Below are 21,802 nucleotides of genomic sequence, written 5' to 3' on the forward strand. Positions count from 1 at the left end.
AAGTCGATCAAAATCGACAAGGGCCCATCAAGGGCTTAGCGGCGCAGCGCTCGCGAGACAAGCGCGCCGCCGGCGGGACGGCCCGCCTTCGACCTTTCCCCGCGCGAAAATCCCTATCTCCCCTCTCTTGATGAGATCGGAGCCTGAAAACTCAAGCCGAGATCCCAGGGAAAATAGATCCAGGTGTCCTGCGAGACCTCGGTGACGAACGTGTCGACGCGGGGGCGCCCGAGCGGTTTGGCGTAGACCGTCGCGACATGGGCGCGCGGCAAAATCGTCCGCAGCGCGTTGACGGTCGCGCCTGTGTCGGCGAGGTCGTCGATCACGAGGAGGCCTTCGCCGCCGCTTCCGGAGAATTCCGGCGCGACGCTTTTCAGGATTTCGATGTCGCCCTGAATCGTTTCACCGCGGTAGCTCGCGACGCAAAACGTGTCGATGATTCGAAGGTTCAGTTCGCGCGCGACGATCGCGGCCGGCACGAGCCCGCCGCGCGTCACCGCCACCATTCCCGAAAAAGGCCCGGCCGCGCTGAGCCTCCATGCGAGCGCGCGCGCGTCCCGATGAAATTGATCCCAGGACACGTGGAAGGCCTTTTCGGCGGCTGCTTTCTGCGCTGTTGAATCGTTCATTCCGGTTCAGACCCGCCCTTTTGTCGATTCGTGGCCAAGACGGTGGACCAGCTCACGGATCGCGCCCGCGACAGCGGCCACCAAACTCCCGTCGCAGCCGCGCACGACGATCTCGTTGTGGAACCGCCCGTCCCGGAACGAGGGATAGGAGCCGATGGACAGTTCGGGATTGGCCGCGGCGATTTCGCCGAGGGCCTTCGCATAATCACCCTCGAACAACTGGCCGGCGGCGATCGTCTCGACCATGAGGCGCGGACCTGTCGAGAGCCGGGGCGCGACGGCGTCGAGCATCGCCTGCATGATCGCGGGAACGCCCGCCATGACGATGACATTGCCGATCTGGAACCCCGGAGCCTTCGAAATCCTGTTTTCGATCAGCTCCGCCCCGTCCGGAATGAAGGCCATGCGGCGGCGCGCCTCGTTGAGGTCCTCCGGCTTGATGCGCTCAAGAAGAAGCTTGATCGCGCGCGGATCTTCAGAGATGGCGACGCCGAAGGCCGCCGCCACGGCGTCGGCCGTGATGTCGTCATGAGTCGGGCCGATGCCTCCGGTTGTAAAGAGATACGTGTAGCGCGTCCGCAGGGCGTTGACCGCGGCGACGATCTCGGCCTTCTCGTCGGCGACGATTCTGACCTCGCGCAGATCGACGCCGATCTTGGCCAGATAATCGGCGATATAGCCGATATTGGCGTCTTTGGTGCGGCCGGACAGGATCTCGTCGCCTATCACGAGGACCGCCGCCGTCACTGAACCTGTTTGCGCCATGCCCGCTCTCCCGCAGGCTTGCTACCACGAAGAAGGATGAAATTCGATTCGCCCGGGCCGGCCCCAGACCCTCAATCCCTTAAAAGCAGCCTCAATCTCCTAAAAGATGCAGCACGATCTCGCGCCTGTGCGGCGCGCTCCGGTGTTCGAACAGATAAACGCCCTGCCACGCGCCGAGGACCATCCGCCCATCCGCGACCGGAATCGAAAGCTGAACCTGCGTCAGCGCGGTCCGCAGATGCGCCGGCATATCGTCCTCGCCCTCATCGGCATGGACATAGCGCGCCGGATCCCGCGGCACGAGCGCGTCGAAAAACCGTTCGAGATCGTAACGGACATCGGGATCGGCGTTTTCCTGAATCAGCAGCGACGCCGAAGTATGCCGGCAGAAAACCGTCAATAGTCCCGTCGAAATATGTTCCCCCGCGAGCCAGGACGAGACCTCTCCCGTGATTTCGACAAGGCCCTGGCCTCGGGTCGCGATCAAAAGACGATGAAGAACCTGGCGCATTGGAACCTTCGCGGAGGCTGGAGCTTCGAAGACGCGGACCTGTGCGCGGCCGCCATTCAACTCTGGCGGAAAATTGACGCAAAGGCTCGCATCAAGACGCAATCGTCTTTTTCTGGTCACGATCTCAACCCAGAATCGTTCGCCCGCCACAGCATTTCGCACAACCGAATGGCGGAGAGGAAACGTCCCTATGACGGAACCGGTGACTCCGGCTGCGATTTTTCAGCTTGGCATGGGATTTTGGGGCTCGAAGACGCTGCTCAGCGCGGTCGACCTTGACGTTTTCACAGAGCTTGCGGCGGGTCCTCTGGACCTAGACGCGCTGACCTTGAAGCTAGGCCTGCACGAGCGGGGCGCGCGTGATTTTTTCGACGCTCTGGTCGCGTTGGGCATGCTCGAGCGCAACGGCGGGCTTTATTCAAACACTGCCGAAACCGGGCTTTTTCTGGACCGCAACAAGCCGACTTACGTCGGCGGCCTTCTCGAAATGGCCAATCATCGCCTGTACCGTTTCTGGGGCGGCTTGACCGAGGCCCTGCGCACAGGACAGCCGCAAAACGAAATCGCCAGCGGCGGCGATCTCTTCGCCACGATGTACGCCGATCCGCAAATCCTCGAAGAATTTCTCGAGGCGATGACGGGCGTCAGCCTGGGGGCCGCAAACGCCATCGCCGCCGCCTTCCCGTTCGACCGATACGCTTCATTCGCAGATATCGGCTGCGCCCAGGGCGGCCTCACCGTCGCGATCGCGAATGCCTACGGCCATTTGTCCGCGACAGGATTCGATCTGGCGCCCGTCGGCCCCATTTTCGAAAAATACGTGCGCGGCTTCGGCCTTTCCGACCGAGTCTCGTTTCAGGCGGGAAATTTTTTCTGCGATCCCCTTCCAGAAGCCGACGTCCTGATCATGGGACATATTCTGCACGACTGGAATCTGGAGCAAAAGGAAGCGCTCGTCGCCAAGGCCCATGCGGCGCTCAAGCCGGGCGGCGCGCTCATCATCTACGACGCGATCATCGACGACGACCGCCGTGAGAATTCGTTCGGTCTCCTGATGAGTCTCAACATGCTGATCGAGACGCCGGGAGGTTTTGACTATACCGGCGCGGAATGTATCGGATGGCTGCGCAAGGCGGGCTTCACCCAGACCCGGGTGGAGCCCCTCGGCGGCGCCGATTCGATGATCGTCGGCGTCAAATAGATCACGGCCTCTTTAAATTAGTTCGCAAGCGCTTCATAAGTTCTCGAGCGCTTCATTGGCGGCGCGAAGTCCCGAACTCAGGGCGCATTCGACCGAAGGAGCGCCTTCGCTGTCCTGACCCGCGAAGGAGATGCGTCCGAGCGGCGCGAAGGCGATGCGGCGGGGCGCCCGGGCGCGGTCCAGCCGCCCGTTGGCGTCATGGGAATCGCCGAACACCGAAGTGGTCGTAGGCAGGATCATTCCGTGTCCCCAGCGGTAGAGACTGATCGACGTCACGTCGCGCTCGAAGTCGAATTTCGCTCCGCCCAGAATTCTCGACAGATCCTCCTTCAGCGACGTCTCATAAGCCGAGAACGGCGTCCGCAGCAGGCGCAAACGCTCCTTTGCGAAATCCTCCGGCGGCGCAGTATTGCCTCCAAAGACGGTCAGCACGGTCGGGCGGTCCGGCTGGTCCGCGCCCCGCCCCGCCCAGTCCGCGACAATGAAACTCGCCCAGTCCCGGCTGCCCCACCAATATTGATTGTATCCAAGGCCGAGGTCCGCCAGAGACGAGGCGCTGCTTATGCCGACATTGGCGACGATGGCGGGCGCTGTGTTCAACGCGCTCCAGGCCTTGATGCGGGACGCGTCGCTCATGTGAGCGGTCAGGCGCCGCGCGGCGTGCGACTGGCACGCAAGGATGACGGCGCTTGCGGTCGCGCGGAGGAACCTCATGTTTTCGACGTAGACGACCGCCGGCTTGGCATTTCCGGCCGGCGCGCCCTGATCCGCCCGCAGCGCCACTGCATTGAGGCGGATCGCGACCGGATGGCGCCCCTGCTCCGGGTCGGTCAGCCAGCGAGCGAGTCGTTTCGCCAATTCGGAAGTTCCGCCGGGAAAGGTGAAGAGGTCGCCATATTCCGCGTTGAGGAAGCTGATCGAGGTGTGGGCGTTGACAAGGGACGCCGGTCCGCCGATCGCGTCGATGGCGTAGCGCGTGTAGAAATCCGAAACCAACGGATCACAATGCAGGACATCGCGAAGGTAGGCGTCGAGCGTCATTTCGGAGAGATAATCGTAGGCGGGACTGCTCGCGTCGGCCGGATCGGTCGGCGCACCCTCGACGTCGGACCATGCCTTGAACGCCGTCCGGCAGCGCAGGAGATCCTCCACCACCGGCGCGGCATAGGGAACGTCCTTCAGCCCTTCCCCGTAGGTGTCGATGTTCCAGCCGCGACGCCCCGCCTTCACGCCCGGCGTCTCGGCGTCGAAGAAATAGCTGTACATCGGGCTCGCGATCCTGAACGCCTCCCATTCGACGCCAAGTCCGCCGTAAAGCTCCTTTTGAAAATCGGCGTAGGGAGCGACGCAATAGGCGCCGCCTGTCGACGCGGTCACGGGAAGCGGCGGCCCCTGATCGCGCGCCGCATTGCCGCCGAGATGAGCGTTGGCGTCGATCAGCAGGATCCTTGTTTCGGGACGCCGCCGCAGAATATAGAACGCGGCGGAAAGGCCCGAGAGACCGCCGCCGACGATGACGACGTCATAATCGCCCGCTTCGGAAATCTCGAAGCGGCCTTCATGGCCGTCGCAGCCTGCCGCAAGAGACACGCGTCCGGGTTCGAAGCGCAACCGCTCGTCCCGCAGCCAGTGTGCGACATTGAAGGCCGACGGCAGATTGCCGCTCCGCAGCGCGCGGGGATCGCGGCCGATTTCGCCGTCGCAGGCGTTGGCGTACTCCCCGGCGGCGGCGGCTTCGAGGGAAGACGGCCCAGCGAGGCCCGAGGAGGCGATGAGGGCGCCGTTCAGAAAATCGCGTCTTGAAATCGCGGAAAACGCTCGACCGCCGGCGGAAGTTGGGGTTCTTGCCATGTCGCGAGCCGTTGTTGTCAGGTCCAGACGCGGCTGGCCTCGAAATTCCTTGTCGCGTCCGCTCCGCGCCTGCCTGGCCTAACATGTGTCCGCGGACGCTCGACCGGAAATTTGGCCGGAGATTTGAATGAGTCCTGGATCACATTATCACCCGCGCCCTTCGAGAGGAACAACGTGATCCATCGCAAGACGCCTCACGCCCTGAAGGCGGGGGCGCTGGGCTTTCTCGACGCCGCGGTCATGGCCGTCGCGGGCTCGGCCCCCGGCTATTCGATCACGGCGACCACGGCGGCGCTGATCGCCGCCGCCGGAACCGCCGGACCGGCGGCGCTTTGCCTCGGCTTCCTGCCGATGCTCGGAATCGCCCTCGCCTTCTCCCATCTCAACAAATGGCGCCCCGACGCCGGCGCAGCCTATGTCTGGGTCGGGCGCTCGATCAATCCGGAACTCGGCTTTCTCGCCGGCTGGGCGCTGCTGAGCCTGTCGACCACCTTCATGGTGGCGGCGGCGCTTCCGGCGGGCGAAGCGACGCTTGAACTCATCGCACCAGGGCGGGTTCACGATGTCGCCTTCGCGACGGGCGCCGGGGTGGTCTGGTTCCTCGCCGTCCTCGCCCTGGTGACCTGCGGCATCACCGCCAGCGCCAGGGCGCAGGTCGCAATGACCTCGCTCGAAATCCTCGCCCTTCTGCTGATCGGCGTTTTCGCGGTCTGGAACGCGCGGGCGGCGCCGGTCACGCCATTTTCCTGGTCCTGGTTTTCGCCTTCGGCCTTCGGCGCGTTCCCCGTCTTCGCCGCAAGCATGCTGGTCTCGATCTTCTATTTTTTCGGCTGGGACGTGGCCTCCAATCTCGCCGAGGAGACGGCCGACGCCGACAGGACCGCGGGCTTCAGCGGCGTCGCCGGGGTGCTGGTGATCTTCGCGCTGTTCCTGCTGGCCCAGGTCGCCGTGCAAATGTCGCTGACTCCCGATGTGATCGAGGCCAACGCCGCGGACCTTCTTCCGGCCCTCGGTCGCGCGGCGTTCGGCGAAAAGGGCCGCGCCATCGCCGTCCTCGCGGTCATGGTCAGCGCCGTCGCGACGATCGAGACGCAACTCCTGCAGACCACGAGACTTCTGTTTTCGATGGCGCGGGACAACGTGATCGCCGAGCCGTTGGGACGGCTCCATTCCCGCTTCCAGACGCCGTGGGTCGCAGGATTCGCCGTCGGCGGCGTTTCGCTGCTTCTTTTCGCGGCGGCGGCGGCGGCGCCGACTGTCAATCAGCTGATGGGCGACCTCATCAGCGCGATTGGCGTGCAGGTCGCCTTCTATTACGCGCTCGCGGGCGCGGCCTGTTTCTGGTTCTACAGGCCGGTCTTGCGCGACAATTGGACGACGCTTGTGTTCGCCGGACTCGTCCCGCTGGCGTCAGCGATATTTGTCGCGTTCATCGGGCTTTATCAATTGCCGGCGCTCGGATGGCGCGTCTCCGCCATGGCCGTCGGAGCGATCCTGATCGGAGCGGCGCCGATGTGGTATTATCGCAAACTCTATCGCAGCACGTTCTATTCGGCCCCGCTGGAGCGCGCAGGCGCGTCACCAGATCGATAGAAAGCAGATCGAAAGCGGATATGCGAGCACGACGCCGAGGGCTGTGCCCGCGAAAATATCGCTCGGGTAGTGGTGCGCCGTCGCGATTCGCGACCAGGCCATGCACGCCATCAAAACCAACGAAGCCAACGCCGTCGCGGGCCAAACCAGGACGATCGGCACCAACACGCCGGACAATGTCATGACATGTCCGCTGGGAAACGAATGCTCGTCGAGAACCGCGAGGAGCGAGCGAAGATCGGGATCCGCCTTGAACGGGCGCTGGCGGCCGACGCGTCTTTTGATGGACGGATAAAGGCAATGCAGGAGCAAAGCGTTCAAGCCGCCGAGGACGGCGACCCTGAAAGCGTCTCGGCCGAGGAACTGAAACACCAGGGCCCCGAGGATCAGATAGATCCAGCCGTTGCCCAATTTGCTCATCACGATCGCGCAGGCCCGCCCGAGGGTAAAATGAGACGAGCGGGCGATGAACCGGACGGCGGCGAGGTCCGCGTCGTGAAGCCTTCCCATCCAGACCGCCGTCTTGGATCCGTCAACGTTCGGGAAGCCTGAATCTCCAAAGCAGGATGATCTGCTCCATGCAGACTTGAACCAGCTCCAGGAAGCCTTGGACACACTGTAGGAAGACTTGGGAAGATCATCGCGCAAGAAAGCCATGTGCGAGACATAAGGCAGTGTGACGGCGTTTTCGTGACGGCTTTTTTGCATTGCCTTGACAATCCCGCCCGAATTCACAACCGGGCCGAAGGGTTCGGCGGAACGTCAAAAGTGCTCGAGGCCGATCATTTTTGCGACGGTCTCCACTTCGCTCGGCGTATTCCCGCCCGAAGCCTCGCCCGGCTGGTATCTCGCGATCAACTCCGACCGCGCCTTCGCGATCTGCTTTTTCAGCACCCTGAGATCCTCGACGGGAACGCCCTCCCCCTTGCGCCGCGCCGCCTCATCGGCGGCCTTGAGGTCGAATTCCTTGAGGGCTTCCCATTGGGTTTTCGCGCTTTCCGGAAGGTGTGTGGACGAAAGGCGCTGGTAGAGCGCGTATTTCTTTTCCGACCGGCTGAAGTCGTTCGCCTCTTTCGCGGAGAGGCCGGCCGCTTTCAAAGCCTGATAACGCAATGCAACGCGCGATCTCGACTCGGGCGCGACGGACGCTTCGGATGGCTGATCGCCGGCCGGAAGGGAGGCAACCGCCTCGCACTCGTTCGCGGCGGCGGGGACGGAAGCGACTTTCTTGCGGGGAGAAGCGGACTTCGCTCGCAAGGAGGGTTTGGCGGCGGGCGGCGGCCTCGGCGTCCTTCGGTTTGCGCTGTTCTCGGCCGGCGGAGCACTGGACGCCGCAGCGGGATCGGCCGGCGCCGGAACTTCGACGCGGCCCAAAGTCGCGGCGCGTCCGGCCGCGTCTCCTGGAAAGAAGGCCCGGTCGAGCGGTCCGCCTGTATCGGAAGAGACGGCTTTGCGCTGGTTCGAGGTAAATGTCGCGCCGAGCATTTCAGCGACGCCAAGCACGGCTTCTTTGAGGAACGATCCGATAGTGCGAAACATGCGCGTCGGCTCCCTTCACAACGCCCGGGGCGGAACGCTGAGAACACAGCCTTCCTGCGTCAGGCTCTTTCCAAGGTCGCGGTCCAAAAGTCGCGGTCCAAGTTCGCGCCCAAGACGCGTTTCCAAGTCGCCTTCGAGGCCAGCGTGAGCGCTATTTCGGGCCTTTCCGCGGACCTTCACGGCGGCGTTCGATCAGTCCTGCCTCCGATCGGCGCGACAGATTCCTGCTTAGCATTCGACGATTATATCCAAACGACAATCGTCGCCTGCGCCGGGCAGGCCGGCGCGCCGCGTTTCATATTCCCGCCCGGAATGGGACGCGAGTGAGGCCGGGACATGGACGGCCGAAGGCAAATGCCGGAAAGCGCCCCGCAAACCGGGAGAAGCCGAACGAACTATTCGATCTCGAAATCGCAAGGAGCGGCGTCCTTGACGCCCTCCAGCGTGAAATGCCACCATTCCTGATCGAAATTGGCGAATCCGTGAGCCCGCATCAGAGCAACGAGCCGCTCCCGGTTCTGCCGCGCGGTGGCGCTGATCGCGGGGCTTCGCGTCGCCGAAATGTCGTCGAAGAGATCAAAATGCGCGCCGAAATCGAGACCGGCGAAGGCGAGATCGACCGCGACCCCGGTGGAATGGGCGGAGTTTTTCGCGATATAGCCCCGCTCGAACAGCGCGCGCTTGTCGATATGCGGGTAATATTCGGCTTTTTGGGTCTGATCCGCTCCGTCCTGCGCCCATTCGATGAAAGCTCGGGTCGCCCGCTGCGGCCGGTAGCAGTCGTAGACGACAAGCCGCAGTCCGATCTTTTCGGCGTCCTTTTGCGCGGCCGCGAGCGCCTCGGCCGCCTCCCGCCTCAACCAGCATCGGGGCGCTCCATAGCCTGGCAAAGGACGGCCGATGAAATTGTTGGCGCCGGCGTAGCGCATGTCCTGTTGTACGCCGGGAGCGAGGTCGGCGAGGCGGACGAATCCTTCGGGCCGCTCGGCGCGCGCCGCGGCGCAACCGCAGGCGGGGCCCAAAGTCAAAAGGCTTATTGCGACCTGAGCGCCCCCGATCAACATTCGCCTGACCTTTCGTCTTGGGCCGGGCCGAGTTTCCAGCCAAGCTTCGCTGGACTATAAAGGCCCTGCGCGGCGGGTCCAGCCCCCGCCGCGCAGGGCCTGCCGCGGTCTTGTGTCCCGCGCGCCTCACGACCACATATCGTCTACGCCACCAGGCGTCGCGGCGGGAAAACCAGGGGCGGCGATGAGATTTGCCTCGGGCTTTTGAGGATCTATTCTCGCACATGATCAACTTCGCCGCGCGAACTTGGCGAGAGAACTTGGCGGAAAGACAAGGACCTTTCAAAATGCGCGACACGAACGGTTTCGACAGACCGGCGCTTGCGCCGCCGGTTTTCATGCAGACCTATCTCCCGCCCAACGCGCTCGAGGGCGTGCGCACGCGTCGCATGATCGCTCTCCTGCTCGACCTTGTTCTAGTGTCGATCTTGTCCTTCGCTGCGTGGTTTGGGCTGGCGGTCCTGACCCTTGGCCTTTCGATCATGATCCTGCCGCCCCTGTTTCCGCTCATCGCATTTTTCTATAACGGGCTCACGATTTCGGGCTGGCGCATGGCGACGCCCGGCATGCAGACGATGGACCTTGAAATGAGATTGACCGACGGCCGGCGGACTCCGTTCCTGAATGCGGCGGCGCATGCGGTGCTGTTTTACATCAGCTCGCTGTTTCCGCCTGTCTTTCTGGTTTCGCTCGTCAATGATTCAAAGCGGTGCGTGCACGATATTCTTGCAGGGGTGATCATCACCCGCCGGCCGGTCTAGATCCTGACCGGGCTGGAACGGGGCGGGAACCCGCCGATTCGCGGTCTGGCACTTGCGCCCCGCCGGGAAAGCGTTAGCCTCTTTGAATCTGGACCGTAAACAGGAACCAAGGGGCCGACCAGCTTGACGCGAGAACCGCGCGACGCGCCGCAGTTTTATCTGACCGCGCCCTCCCAGTGCCCCTATCTGCCCGGCCGGCAGGAACGCAAGGTCTTCACCCATTTGATCGGCGGGCGCGCCGTCGCCCTCAACGACCAGTTGACCCTTTCCGGCTTCCGCCGTTCCCAGACCATCGCCTACCGCCCCGCCTGCGAACATTGCCGCGCCTGCGTTTCGGTCCGGGTGAAGGTCAATGAGTTCGTCCCGTCGCGCGGCTTCCGCCGGGTGATGGACATCAATCGCGACCTCACCGGCGCCGTCGGGCGCGCCGAACCCAGCGCGGAGCAATATTCACTTTTCCGCCGCTATCTCGACGCCCGCCACAACGACGGCGGCATGGCGGACATGACGGTCATCGATTATTCGATGATGATCGAGGACAGCCACGTCGAAACGCGGCTCGTGCAATATTTCGCCATGGCTGAAGAGCAGGACGGAGGCGAGCCCGTGCTGGTCGCAGCCTGTCTGACCGATCTTCTCGCGGACGGGCTGTCCATGGTCTATTCGTTTTATTCGCCTGATGAAAAGCGCCGCTCGCTCGGCACCTACATGGTTCTCGACCATATCGAACGCGCGCGCCGACTCGGCCTGCCGCATGTCTACCTTGGCTATTGGGTCGAGGGTTCACAAAAGATGGGCTACAAATCGCGGTTCCTGCCGCAGGAACGGCTCGGGATGAACGGCTGGGACCGAGCGGAATAGAACTACCCCTGGTCGATGCTTGGATGGCGAGGTCGCGGCTGAGCCGGGACGACGCCGACGCGAACTGGCGCGGATGATTCCTTCGCCAAGCCTGCCTGCGCCAAGCCGGCCTGCGCCAAGCCGGCCTGCAGCGCAGACCAGCCTGCTTTGCACCATCAAGTGAATTGGCTCCATCAAGTGAATTTGTTGCTCTTCGGAAACCCGCGCGGCGGCAGCCGGCCTGATTCCGCTCGATGGCCGATCCAGTCCGTCAGATCGCCAGCCGCCACCGTGATTGTGCGCCCCGCGGGATCCTTCCAGGTCAACCCCTCGCTTAAAACGAAAACCTTGGCGTCAGCGACGCCGCCGTCCTTGTATTTTTGCAGCCTGACTCCCTTTCCGCGCGACATTTCCGGGATCTGATCCAAAGGAAAAATCAACAGCTTGCGGTTCTGCCCGACAACCGCGACATGGTCGCCGAAAGCGGGCGCGATCAGAGCGGCGGTCGCGGGCTGATCCACGTTCAAAAGCTGCTTGCCCTTGCGGGTGCCGCCCAGCATCTCGTCCTGTGAAACGAGGAACCCGCGCCCGTCGCTCGCCGCAACCAGCATCCTCGCGCCCGGGCAATGGAGGAAGACGGAAACGATCGTCTCGCCTTCCGCGATGTCGGCCATCAGCCGCAGCGGTTCGCCCTGGCTGCGCCCGCCCGGCAGTTTCCCGGCGTCGAGGGTGAAAACCTTGCCGTCGCTGGACAGCACGAGGATTTTGGAAACCGTCTCGGCGAAAAAGGAAACGTCGAGCGTGTCATCTCCCTTGAACTGCAGGGACGTCAGGTCGGCGACGTGGCCTTTGAGCGCGCGGACCCAGCCCTTCTTCGAGACCACCACCGTCACCGGCTCGCGCTCGACCATGGCCTCGGCGATGTCGGCCTCCGCGATCTCCGGCGCCTCCGCGATCGAGGTGCGGCGGCGCCCGCGCGCGGTCTCGGGTCCGTATTTCTTCTTCAATTCGCGGATCTGCCCGACAATCGTCTTCCATTGCTTGACCTCGTCGGCCAGCAATCCCTCGATGTCGCGCTTTTCCTTGGTCAGGTCGTCGTGTTCGCCCCTGAGCTTCATCTCTTCGAGGCGGCGCAGACTGCGCAGGCGGGTGTCGAGGATATAATTCGCCTGCAGATCGGAGAGGGCGAACGTCGCCTTCAGAACGTCCTTCGGCTCCTCCTCCTCGCGGATGATGGCGATCACCGCATCGAGATTGAGAAAGACGATGAGCATCCCGGCGAGGACTTCGAGGCGCCTCTCGATCTCGGCGAGCCTGTGGCGCGAGCGCCGCAGAAGCACGTTGCGGCGATGGTCGAGCCATTGCTGCAAGGCCTCCTTGAACGAGACGACGCGGGGCACGAGCCCGTCGACGAGCACGTTCATGTTCATCGGAAAACGCGTCTCAAGCTCGGTCAGCTTGAACAATTGCTCCATCAGCAACCCTGCATCCACCGTGCGGGCGCGCGGCTCGATCACGATGCGCACGTCCTCGGCGGATTCGTCGCGGACGTCGGCGACGAGCGGCAGCTTCTTGTCGTTCAGAAGCTCGGCGATCTTTTCGATCAGCCGCGACTTCTGCACCATGTAGGGAATTTCGGTGATGACGATCACGTAGCCGCCGCGCGCGGCGTCCTCCACCGACCAGCGCGCCCTGAGGCGGAACGCTCCGCGTCCGGTGCGGTAGGTCTCGGCGATCGAGGCTCGCGGCTCGACGAGAACGCCGCCGGTTGGAAAATCAGGGCCCGGCGCGAAAGTCAGCAGCTGGTCGCCGGTGGCGTCGCGGTGCGCGATCAGATAGAGCGCCGCGTCGCAGAGTTCGGCGAGATTATGGGGCGGTATCGATGTCGCCATGCCGACCGCGATGCCCTGCGCGCCATTGGCGAGAAGGTTCGGCAGCGCCGACGGCAGGACGGTGGGCTCCTGCTGGTCGCCCGAGTAATTGTCGCGGAAATCGACCGCGTCCTCGTCGATGCCTTCGAGCAGCAGTCGGGCGACATCGGTCATCCGCGCTTCGGTGTAGCGGTAAGCGGCGGCGCTGTCGCCATCGATATTGCCGAAATTGCCCTGCCCGTCGACCAGCGGGTAACGGGAGGAAAAATCCTGCGCGAGACGCACGAGCGCGTCGTAGATCGCCTGATCGCCATGAGGATGGAACGAGCCCATCACGTCGCCGACAATCTTCGCGCATTTCTTGAACGGCGCCGCCGGGTCGAGCCGCAGGATCTGCATCCCGTACAGAATGCGGCGATGGACCGGCTTCAGACCGTCGCGGGCGTCGGGCAAGGCCCGGCCCATGATGGTCGAGAGCGCATAGGCGAGATAGCGCTCCTCGAGCGCGTCGCGAAGATTGACGGATTCGACGCCCCCGCCCGGAGGCGCTGGCGGAGGAGCGATGCTTTTTCCCATGGCGAAGGCCTATTCGACGCCGCAAGGCCGCGCAAGTTCCGGCCGGCCCTTCCCACAGGTCTTGGCGCCGCCCTGTCGGGATTCCGCAAGGTGTGGCCGAGTTGCACTAGCCGGGATGCAGGCGCTCGTCTACGACCAGCGGAGAGCGGGATTGCAAAGCTCGACGCGCTCGGCCGCGCCATCAAATTTCGATGGTCCCGCCGGCTCGGACATTCGCTGATTGGGACATGTAGATTATGCGGAAAACGAGTTTATTTCTGGGCGTAATGATCGGCCTGGCGATCGTCTCGGTCGCTTACACCGAAACGCGAGACCCCGCGAACACAGAAACCCAGGCGGCTCAGGCCTCCGAAACAAAGAACAACGGCTGCATCACCCACGAGGTCGCCCTCGACGAGGGTTATGGCGTCACCCGCACGGAAAAACGCGTCGTCTGCGGTGAAAACTAAACCTCCGCCGCAGGCCCGATCGAGCGCCGGCCCCTCATCCGGCGCGCGCCATCTCCTTGAGAACCCGAACAATCGCGCCGGTCAGACTGGCTAGGTCCGCTTCGCCGATAGTGAAGGCTGGAGTGAGATAGACGACATTTCCGAACGGGCGCACGAAGACGCCCGCTTCGACGAACCGGCGCTTCAAATCATTGAGGTCGGCGATCCGCTCCAGCTCGACGACGCCGATCGCGCCCTTCACGCGCACGTCGCGCACGCGCGGCAGGTCGCGGCAGGGTTCGAGCCCCGCTTCAAGCGCGGCGGCGATCCGCGCCACCTGTTTCAGGCGCGGTTCGCGCTCGAAAAGGTCGAGCGAGGCGTTCGCGGCGGCGCAGGCCAGCGGATTGGCCATGAAGGTCGGCCCATGCATCAGCGCCCGCCGGGGATCATCCGACAGAAACCCTTCAAAGACGCGGGTCGAGGCGATTGTTGCCGCAAGCCCCATCGTGCCGCCGGTCAGGGCCTTCGACAGGGTGAGAATATCGGGCGTCACGCCCGCCTCCTCGCAGGCGAACAGCGCTCCCGTGCGGCCAAATCCGGTGAAGATCTCGTCGAATATCAACAAAAGGCCATGCCGGTCCGCGGCGCCCCTCAGCGCGCGCAAGACGGCCGTGTCGTGAAACAGCATCCCTCCCGCGCCTTGCGCCAGGGGTTCGACCAAGATCGCCGCGGCTTCGTGCGCATGGCGCGCCAGCACAGCCTCGAGGGCGGCGGCGCGAGCGTCGTCAACCGGGAGTTCGGCGATGATCTGCTCAGGCATGACGCCCTTGAAGAGGCTGTGCATGCCCTCCTCGGGATCGCAGACCGCCATCGCCGCGAACGTGTCGCCATGATAGCCGCCCTTGAACGAGATGAATCTCGTCCGTCCGGCCTCACCCCGGTTCAGCCAGAACTGGACCGCCATTTTCATCGCGACTTCGATCGCGACGGAGCCGCTGTCGCTGAAAAACACCCGCTCCAGCGGATCAGGCAGCAGCGCGGCAAGACGCCGCGCCAGCGTCAGCGCCGGTTCGTGCACAAGGCCGCCGAACATGACATGCGGCATAAGGTCGAGCTGCGCGACCACCGCCTCGCGGATATGGGGATGGTTGTAGCCATGGCAGGCCGTCCACCAGCTCGCGATTCCATCGATGAGTTCTCGCCCGTCCGCGAGAACGATGCGGCTGCCCTTTGCGCGCGCGGCCGCCAGCGGCTTTGCCGCCGTTTTCATCTGGGTGTAAGGCTGCCAGATATGAGGCAGACCCCGCGTAACCCAATCCGGCGATTCCTGGCTCATGGCTTGGCTCAAAGTGTCACGGATCGCATGTCCCGCCGCCGCAATGAGCGGAGCGCGTCGCCAGGGCATATTCCGATTGGATTGAATCAATCCAATCGAGAAGAATATGCTCAAGCTTTTGACTCTGGAGCGATTTCTGATCGATCGCATGACTTCATGCGATCGGAAAGCGCTCTAGAGCCGCGTCCCGTCGTTGCTTTCTCTAGCCCCGCGCCGCGCCGCCATCAACGAGACTCTTGAAATGCCGACGCGATCCCTCGACGATTTCGCGCTCCGCAAACTCGCGGACCTCGACGCCCGGGGCTTGCGGCGGACTTTGGCCGAGAGCGCGCGCGAAGACGGGATCTTTGTGACGCGAGACGGGCGCCGCCTCCTGTCTTTCTCCTGCAACGATTATCTGAACCTCACGCATCATCCGGCGGTGAAGGCCGCCGCCATCGAGGCGATCGGCCGCTACGGCGCCGGGGCCGGAGCCTCGCGTCTCGTCACGGGCAATCACCCGTTGTTCGAGGCGCTCGAGGCCCGTCTCGCGCGCCTGAAGCAGACCGAAGCCGCCTGCATCTTCGGTTCGGGCTATCTCGCCAACGCCGGCATTGCACCGGTTTTCGCGGGCGCGGGGGATCTCATCGTGATCGACGAACTCGCGCACGCCTGCCTTTGGGCCGGGGCGCGCTTGTCGGCCGCGCGGACCTTGACCTTTCGTCACAACGACGCCGCTCACGCGGCGGATCTGCTCGCTCGCCACCGCGCCGGATCGGGCCGCGCCTTGCTGGTCACGGATGGCGTTTTCTCCATGGACGGCGATCTCGCGCCGCTCCCCGAACTCGCCGCAATCTGCGCGGCTCACGATGTCTGGCTCCTGACCGATGACGCCCACGGCCTTGGCGTGATCGGCGCGGGCCGGGGGTCGGCCTTCGCCGCCCGAACCGCGATTCCGTTGCAGATGGGCACCCTGTCGAAAGCCATCGGCGGCTATGGCGGCTACCTCTGCGCTTCGAAGGCGGTCATCGACCTCGTGAAGACACGATCCCGAACCCTGATCTATTCCACCGCGCTGCCGCCCGCCATGGCGGGAGCCGCGATCGCCGCCCTCGACCTGATCGAGGCCAATCCGAAGCTGACGGAAGCGCCCCTCGTCAAAGCCCGCGCCTTCACCTCGCGGCTCGGCCTTCCCCCGGCGCAAAGCCCGATCGTGCCGCTCGTGACCGGGACGCCGGAAGCGGCTTTGAAAGCCTCGGCCACGCTGGCGGAGGAAGGCTTTCTCGTGGCGGCGATCCGCCCGCCCACGGTTCCGCAGGGCACGGCGAGATTACGATTCGCCTTCACGGCGGCCCATTCGGACGAGGACGTCGCGCGCCTCGCCGCCGCCGTTCAAAAAATACTCGATCCCGCTCGCGCGGAGCCTTTATGCCCGCGATTTTCGTAACCGGGGCCGGGACAAATGTCGGCAAGACCTTCGTCACGGCCGGGCTGATCCGCAATCTGCGCGCAAGCGGCCGGGCGGTCGACGCTTTGAAGCCGATCGTCAGCGGGTTCGATCCGCTCATGCCGCGCGGCAGCGATCCCGCGCTTCTGCTCGAAGCGCTCGGCCGGGATGTGACCCCGCAAACGCTCGCCGCGCTTTCGCCCTGGCGCTTCCGGGAGCCTCTCTCCCCCGATATGGCGGCGCGGGCGGAAGGGCGCTCCATCGTCTTCGAGGAAGTGGTCCGGTTTTGCGCCGAAGCCGTGGCGCAAGCGCCCGGACTCCTGCTGATCGAAGGGGTGGGCGGCGTCATGGTTCCGATCGGCGAGCGCCGCACGTTGCTCGACGTCATGACCCGGCTCCGGCTGCCGCTGATCCTCGTCGGCGGCAGCTATCTCGGCGCGATCAATCATCTTTTGACTGCGGAGGACGTCTTGCGGAGCCGAGGCCTCGACCTCCGGGCGATCGTCGTCAGCGAGTCGCAGGACTCAGTGGTCGGACTTGGCGCGACAGAGGCGACGCTCGCCGACTTTGTGACGGCGCCCCTCCTGGCGTTACGGCGCGGAGGTGGTCAGAACGAACGGGCGTTCGCGCGCTTGAGCGATCTTCTCTAAAGCAAGACTATGCTCAAGCATTTGACTCTGAAGCAATTTCTGATCGACCGAATGATCACATTCGGTCGGAAAACGCTCCAGTCCGGCGTCAGGTCGCCGTGACCTTCATCCGGTGACGGCGGCGCTCGACCCAAAGGAAGATGCCGAGCACAGCTAGGAGAATGCCGCCGTAAACGATCCAGACAAACAGGCTCTTGGTGAAAATCTTCCCGGCGCTGATGACAAACCGCGACGTCATCGACATGCCCTTGCCGTCGTCGACAGTGACGAGGACGAGGTAATCTCCGGCTTTGTCGAAATTGACCGGCAAGGTCGCGATGCCGGAGGGATAGTTCTTCGGGGGAAGATAAGCGATCGTGATGGGGCCAAGGTCGCCGGTCGGCTGTTTGCCTGAACCGTCATCCCTCACGATGCGGATCTCGGTGGTCATGTTCAGGATTTCGGGCGAGACCGCATTGATCGTGATGATGGACGGCCCTGTCGAAGGCACATCGGCGCAGAATTCTTCCTCCGACCCGGACGAGACCTGGTAAGCGGAGAGATGCAATTCATGCATGCCGGCCATCAGCATGCATGTATTGTACATGCCGCTCATGCCTTCCATCGCCTGCGCGCGCGGCGCGAACATGGAAATCGCCAGCAAAAACGCCGCCGCGAACCGTCCGATCCCAATTCTAGGCACGTATCCTCCAACTCGATTTCTGTTTTTGACCCGGCAGCGGATGTGCGATGCGCCAGGCCGCAAGCCCCGCATGACACCCCGCGTCAAAGCTGCAAGGGACGCGGCGCGGCCGGAGCGCATGAGTTCAAGTTGAACGCTATTGGCATCCCGAAGGATTTTCCGCAACCGCTTTTCCTTTGGCGGCCAGGCCCTAGGCGCCAAGCCCTTGGCTTCGGCCTTCCTTCAGTTCGCCCTGCCCCTCAATTCGCCATGGCTTTAGTGGGCGCGGCCTTGCGCGCTTCGGCGACGGGCGCCGGATTTACGCGTTTACGCTGGCTCGCCTTCGCTTGATTATGCGAACGGGTGCCTTCGAGTTCGGCCTGCATGGCTTCGAGTTCGCTCTTCGTCCGCAGCGCCGGCCGTTCGGGCGCGACGCCATGCGTAGGCTGATACTCGAGCGCGTCGCTCGGCGGACGCGTCTGGCGGACGAAATCCTTCGCCTCGGGCACGTCGGCCCAAAGCCTCGTCTTCATGATCGTGTCGAGCGGCGAATCCGGCGGTTTTGGCGGGCTTTGGGCGAAGGCGCAGAAGCCCGACCCAAGGAAGAGCCCCAACGCCGCGGCCCGAACCATTGTCCGCCGCTGCGAATTTCGAAGATCGGTCGATGTCGTCACTGCTCCAGATCCCGCCAGTCTCATTCCCGCCGAGTTTCCCGAGAAAGGGTTTCAGTTAAAAATTAAGCGTTCATTGTGTCCGAACCGGGACCGACCGATCTCGCTCGATCGAACCGCCGCCGCGACGCTGTCCTGGCGCGTTGCCTTTTCAGGCATTTCGGAGTTTTGTGAATTCAGCTTTCAGGAAAGCCATGCGGCCATTGGAACGATCATGAGCGCGACGAGAACGACCCGCGGCGCCGGCGACCGGCGCCGGACCAAAACCCGCGCTTCCGACCGGAACGACAAAAAGCGGAGCGCCGCGAAGGCCGGCCCGCAGACGCCAGCCGAGCCCCCGCCTGCCTCTCCCGAGCCTGCGCCCGCGCTCCGCGCGCCGATCGCGGCCGCAAAGGCGATAACGCTGGCGGCGGCGGAGGCTCAAGGGGCGCCTTCGCCCGACTGGGAGCGTATGACCTATAACATGGCGCGCCTGATGGAGCAGGGCGGCAAGGCTCTCGCCGCCTGCCTCAAACCATCCGATACGGGAGAGATCCGTAGCGACATTTCGAACGAGGTCTCGGATGCGGTCCGCTCGCTCGGCCGGGTCGCCGAACATTGGATGAGCGATCCGGCGCGCACGGTCGAAGCCCAGGCGGCGCTCGTCAGAAATTTCATGATGCTTCTGGCGAAAACCCTGGGGCGCCTTTCGGGAGCCTCGCCCGAACCCCTCGTGCCCTACAATCCGGCAGACAAAAGATTCGCCGCGCCGGAATGGCGTGAGCTTCCTTATTTCGATTTTCTCCGTCAGGCGCACGCCATCGCGTCGAACTGGGCCGACGATCTGATCGACCGTTCGGAAGCGCTCGACCCGCACGTCCGCAACAAGGCGAAATTTTACCTGCGGCAGATCTCCAGCGCATTGTCGCCGTCGAATTTCTTCGCCACCAATCCGGAGGTTCTCAAGGAAACCTGGGCGTCGAACGGCGAGAATCTTGTCCGCGGCGCGTCGTTTCTGGCGCGCGACATCGAGGCCGGCAACGGCATCCTCAAGATCAGCCGCGTCGACGCGTCGAAATTCCAGCTCGGCGTGAACGTCGCGGCGACGCCGGGCAAGGTCGTCTACCGCAACGACATCATCGAACTGATCCAATATGCGCCGACGACGGAAACGGTCTACAAGCGGCCGCTGCTCATCGTCCCGCCCTGGATCAACAAATTTTACATTCTCGACCTCAATCCGGAAAAGAGCTTCGTGCGCTGGGCCGTGTCGCAGGGCCTGACGGTGTTTATTATTTCCTGGGTCAATCCGGACGAGCGCCATCGGGCCAAGGGCTTTGAAGACTACATGCGCGAGGGCGTCCTCGCCGCGCTCGACGCCATCGAAAAGGCGACCGGCGAGAAAAAGATCAGCGCCATCGGCTATTGCATCGGCGGAACATTGCTCGCCATGACGCTCGCCTACATGGCGGAATTGCGCGACGACCGGATCGAGAGCGCGGCGTTCTTTACGACGCAGGTCGACTTCAGTCAGGCGGGCGATCTCAAGATTCTCATCGACGAGGAGCACCTGAAGGGGCTCGAAGAAAAAATGGCCGCGCACGGCTACCTTGAAGCGTCATCGATGGCGACGTCGTTCAACATGCTTCGCCCTGACGACCTTATCTGGTCCTATGTGATCAACAATTACATGAAAGGGAAACCGCCGATCGCCTTCGATCTGCTGGCGTGGAATTCCGACTCCACGCGGATGACCGAGGCCAATCACATGACCTATCTTCGCGACTGCTATCTCGAAAACAAGCTGACGCGGGGAAAGGCGAAATTCGGCGGCAAGAAGCTCGATCTGAAAAAGGTCAAGATCCCGGTCTACCATCTCGCCACAAGAGAGGACCACATCGCGCCCGCGAAATCAGTCTTCATCGGCGCGCAATATTTTGGCGGCGACGTCCGTTACGTCCTTGCGGGGTCGGGTCACATCGCGGGCGTCGTCAACTCCGTCTCAAAGCCGAAATACGGCTATTGGCTCGGCCCGTCCCCGGCCGGAACGTTCGAGAACTGGATCGAGATCGCGGCCGAACACAAGGGGAGCTGGTGGCCCGACTGGCTTTCCTGGATCACCAGGCAATCTTTGGAAAAAGTTCCGGCCCGCTCGCCAGGCGATGGAGAGCTGACCCCGATCTGCGACGCGCCCGGCGAATATGTGCGGGTGCAATATTAGGGCGGGATCAACGGCCGGTTCCTTGAGGAGACCGGCCGTCGATCCAATTCGAAGACTCAACCTTCGCCCCGGCGCCACTTGGGAAGAAGGATAATGCAATTGGGGTTGAGTCCCATCTTTTTCAAAACATCGACCTCGGCGATTTTTTCGTTGCCGACGAGGTCGATCACGCTGACCGAACCATCGCTCATGCCGGGCAGGTTCAAGAGGCTATTTTGAACAAAGGCGTAGCGGCGATCCGCGGAGAACACGACATGATGAGCGCCGGCCGCGGCCGCGATGGCCTTGATAAGCCTTGGATGGTACGGATCGGCGATATCAAAAATATCCAGGTTTCCCGGCTTCGCCGTCGTGACGTAGAGACGATCCCCCGAATCGCTGAACGCCATCTCGAGCGGCACGCCCTGCTGCTCGGCGGAAAAATCGTAGACCTGCTGGAACGTGAAGTTCTTGCTCTTTGGCCACCATGTCGCGGTCCACAATGATGCGCCCATCATATTGGTGATGTAGGCGATCTGCATCCCGGCCCGCGGCGTGAAAGCGATCTCCACGGGAGCCGCTCCAGACGGCGACGGCTTTTCCGAGACCTTGTGCGTTGAGAGAATTTTCTGCGTGCTGGCCTCGATCACAGTGATCGTTTCGCCGGGATCCTTCAGATCCGGGCGTATGGTGTTCGCGACAATGAGGCGGTCAATCGCTTCGTTGAGGACAATGCCGTGCGGGTTCTGGATAAACGGCCCCTGCGAGGAAGCGGGCGCGAAGATGACGCTTCGCACCTTGTCGGAGCGCGCGTCGCCGACGACGACATTGCTCGATCCCATACAGGTCAGATACCAGGTCTCGCCGTCCTCCGAGAAGGCGAGATCCTCCCCGACCTGGCAATCTGGAACATCGACGACGGACATCGCCTCTAGCGACGAGTTAGGATCGAAGACGCGGAGCTCGCTGCGGCCAAGCGCGGTCACATAGGCCTTCGTGACGGCGGGGTTGTAGAAGATATGATGCGCCACAAGGTCTGGCGGCAGCGGAATGTCCTTGATGATCTTGTTGAAGTTCGCGGAGGCGGGGTCGATGTCGATGATCGCGATACCCTCCTTGCGCACAGCTTCGGTTGGTTTGCTTTCGTAGTTCAGCAGAGCCAGGATCTCGCAACGCGCTTCCTGTGCGGACAGCGCCGCCAACGCTACAAGGACGCTGGCCAAAGGCTTCAAGTTTAGCATGTCTGTTTC

20 protein-coding genes are annotated in these 21,802 nt (G+C 63.3%); 8 read left to right on the top strand and 12 right to left on the bottom strand.

Features of this window, described 5'->3' with window-relative positions; all coding sequences use genetic code 11:
* Positions 1-113: 113 nt before the first annotated feature.
* From gpt to BM177_RS12010, 3 genes are all read right to left on the bottom strand, one after another.
* Positions 114-629: a xanthine phosphoribosyltransferase gene (gpt, locus tag BM177_RS12000; protein ID WP_091682674.1), complete on the bottom strand. Its 516-nt coding sequence runs from the start codon at positions 627-629 to the stop codon at positions 114-116.
* A gap of 6 nt (positions 630-635) precedes the next feature.
* A complete protein-coding gene (locus tag BM177_RS12005; protein WP_091682677.1) occupies positions 636-1,394 on the bottom strand; it encodes a competence/damage-inducible protein A in 759 nt (252 codons plus the stop codon).
* A gap of 91 nt (positions 1,395-1,485) precedes the next feature.
* Positions 1,486-1,905: a secondary thiamine-phosphate synthase enzyme YjbQ gene (locus BM177_RS12010; protein WP_091682919.1), complete on the bottom strand. Its 420-nt coding sequence runs from the start codon at positions 1,903-1,905 to the stop codon at positions 1,486-1,488.
* A 190-nt stretch (positions 1,906-2,095) separates the two neighbouring features.
* On the opposite strand from BM177_RS12010, the gene BM177_RS12015 reads away from it, so the two are divergent.
* Positions 2,096-3,106 (top strand): methyltransferase, encoded by a 1,011-nt coding sequence (locus BM177_RS12015; RefSeq protein ID WP_091682678.1) that lies wholly within the window; start codon positions 2,096-2,098, stop codon positions 3,104-3,106.
* Between the two features lie 33 nt (positions 3,107-3,139).
* Here BM177_RS12015 and BM177_RS12020 read toward each other — a convergent pair whose 3' ends face one another.
* A complete protein-coding gene (locus tag BM177_RS12020; protein WP_091682681.1) occupies positions 3,140-4,957 on the bottom strand; it encodes an FAD-dependent oxidoreductase in 1,818 nt (605 codons plus the stop codon).
* A gap of 174 nt (positions 4,958-5,131) precedes the next feature.
* On the opposite strand from BM177_RS12020, the gene BM177_RS12025 reads away from it, so the two are divergent.
* A complete protein-coding gene (locus tag BM177_RS12025) occupies positions 5,132-6,550 on the top strand; it encodes an APC family permease (protein WP_139223601.1) in 1,419 nt (472 codons plus the stop codon).
* Here BM177_RS12025 and BM177_RS12030 read toward each other — a convergent pair.
* The 3 genes from BM177_RS12030 to BM177_RS12045 all read right to left on the bottom strand — a co-directional run bounded on the left by BM177_RS12030 (position 6,536) and on the right by BM177_RS12045 (position 9,153).
* On the bottom strand, positions 6,536-7,060 hold the full coding sequence (locus BM177_RS12030; RefSeq protein WP_091682921.1) for a phosphatase PAP2 family protein: 525 nt from the start codon (positions 7,058-7,060) through the stop codon (positions 6,536-6,538). The genes BM177_RS12025 and BM177_RS12030 overlap by 15 nt on opposite strands.
* 252 nt (positions 7,061-7,312) lie before the next feature.
* Positions 7,313-8,089: a hypothetical protein gene (locus BM177_RS12035; protein ID WP_091682686.1), complete on the bottom strand. Its 777-nt coding sequence runs from the start codon at positions 8,087-8,089 to the stop codon at positions 7,313-7,315.
* Positions 8,090-8,484: 395 nt separating this feature from the next.
* Positions 8,485-9,153, bottom strand: coding sequence for a M15 family metallopeptidase (locus BM177_RS12045; RefSeq protein ID WP_091682690.1), 669 nt, complete (start codon positions 9,151-9,153; stop codon positions 8,485-8,487).
* Between the two features lie 287 nt (positions 9,154-9,440).
* Between BM177_RS12045 and BM177_RS12050 the strand changes: the two genes are divergently transcribed.
* Both BM177_RS12050 and BM177_RS12055 read left to right on the top strand, forming a co-directional pair.
* Positions 9,441-9,914 (top strand): RDD family protein, encoded by a 474-nt coding sequence (locus BM177_RS12050; RefSeq protein WP_091682924.1) that lies wholly within the window; start codon positions 9,441-9,443, stop codon positions 9,912-9,914.
* A 123-nt stretch (positions 9,915-10,037) separates the two neighbouring features.
* A complete protein-coding gene (locus BM177_RS12055; RefSeq protein ID WP_091682693.1) occupies positions 10,038-10,775 on the top strand; it encodes an arginyltransferase in 738 nt (245 codons plus the stop codon).
* A gap of 173 nt (positions 10,776-10,948) precedes the next feature.
* On the opposite strand, the gene parC is transcribed toward BM177_RS12055, so the two are convergent.
* A complete protein-coding gene (gene parC / locus BM177_RS12060; protein ID WP_091682696.1) occupies positions 10,949-13,201 on the bottom strand; it encodes a DNA topoisomerase IV subunit A in 2,253 nt (750 codons plus the stop codon).
* Positions 13,202-13,437: 236 nt separating this feature from the next.
* Between parC and BM177_RS12065 the strand changes: the two genes are divergently transcribed.
* Positions 13,438-13,650, top strand: a complete 213-nt coding sequence (locus BM177_RS12065; RefSeq protein ID WP_139223602.1) for a hypothetical protein — start codon at positions 13,438-13,440, stop codon at positions 13,648-13,650.
* 34 nt (positions 13,651-13,684) lie between these two features.
* On the opposite strand, the gene BM177_RS12070 is transcribed toward BM177_RS12065, so the two are convergent.
* Entirely contained in the window at positions 13,685-14,965 is a 1,281-nt protein-coding gene (locus BM177_RS12070) for an adenosylmethionine--8-amino-7-oxononanoate transaminase (RefSeq protein WP_091682927.1), read from the bottom strand.
* Between the two features lie 241 nt (positions 14,966-15,206).
* On the opposite strand from BM177_RS12070, the gene BM177_RS12075 reads away from it, so the two are divergent.
* Positions 15,207-16,391 carry an aminotransferase class I/II-fold pyridoxal phosphate-dependent enzyme gene (locus BM177_RS12075; RefSeq protein ID WP_091682929.1) on the top strand — a complete coding sequence of 395 codons (1,185 nt, stop codon included), beginning with the start codon at positions 15,207-15,209 and terminating at the stop codon, positions 16,389-16,391.
* Positions 16,373-17,041, top strand: a complete 669-nt coding sequence (gene bioD, locus BM177_RS12080; RefSeq protein WP_091682701.1) for a dethiobiotin synthase — start codon at positions 16,373-16,375, stop codon at positions 17,039-17,041. The genes BM177_RS12075 and bioD overlap by 19 nt, the downstream gene beginning before the upstream one ends.
* Positions 17,042-17,129: 88 nt before the next feature.
* On the opposite strand, the gene BM177_RS12085 is transcribed toward bioD, so the two are convergent.
* Both BM177_RS12085 and BM177_RS12090 read right to left on the bottom strand, forming a co-directional pair.
* Complete coding sequence (locus BM177_RS12085; protein WP_139223603.1) at positions 17,130-17,723, bottom strand: hypothetical protein; 594 nt, start codon at positions 17,721-17,723, stop codon at positions 17,130-17,132.
* Positions 17,724-17,962: 239 nt separating this feature from the next.
* Positions 17,963-18,376 carry a hypothetical protein gene (locus tag BM177_RS12090; protein WP_139223604.1) on the bottom strand — a complete coding sequence of 138 codons (414 nt, stop codon included), beginning with the start codon at positions 18,374-18,376 and terminating at the stop codon, positions 17,963-17,965.
* Between the two features lie 211 nt (positions 18,377-18,587).
* Here BM177_RS12090 and BM177_RS12095 point away from each other — a divergent pair, with 211 nt between their 5' ends.
* Entirely contained in the window at positions 18,588-20,573 is a 1,986-nt protein-coding gene (locus BM177_RS12095; RefSeq protein WP_091682932.1) for a PHA/PHB synthase family protein, read from the top strand.
* A 56-nt stretch (positions 20,574-20,629) separates the two neighbouring features.
* Here BM177_RS12095 and BM177_RS12100 read toward each other — a convergent pair whose 3' ends face one another.
* On the bottom strand, positions 20,630-21,793 hold the full coding sequence (locus BM177_RS12100; protein WP_091682934.1) for a YncE family protein: 1,164 nt from the start codon (positions 21,791-21,793) through the stop codon (positions 20,630-20,632).
* Between the last annotated feature and the right edge of the window lie 9 nt (positions 21,794-21,802).

Source organism: Methylocapsa palsarum (assembly GCF_900114285.1).
Taxonomy (GTDB): domain Bacteria; phylum Pseudomonadota; class Alphaproteobacteria; order Rhizobiales; family Beijerinckiaceae; genus Methylocapsa; species Methylocapsa palsarum.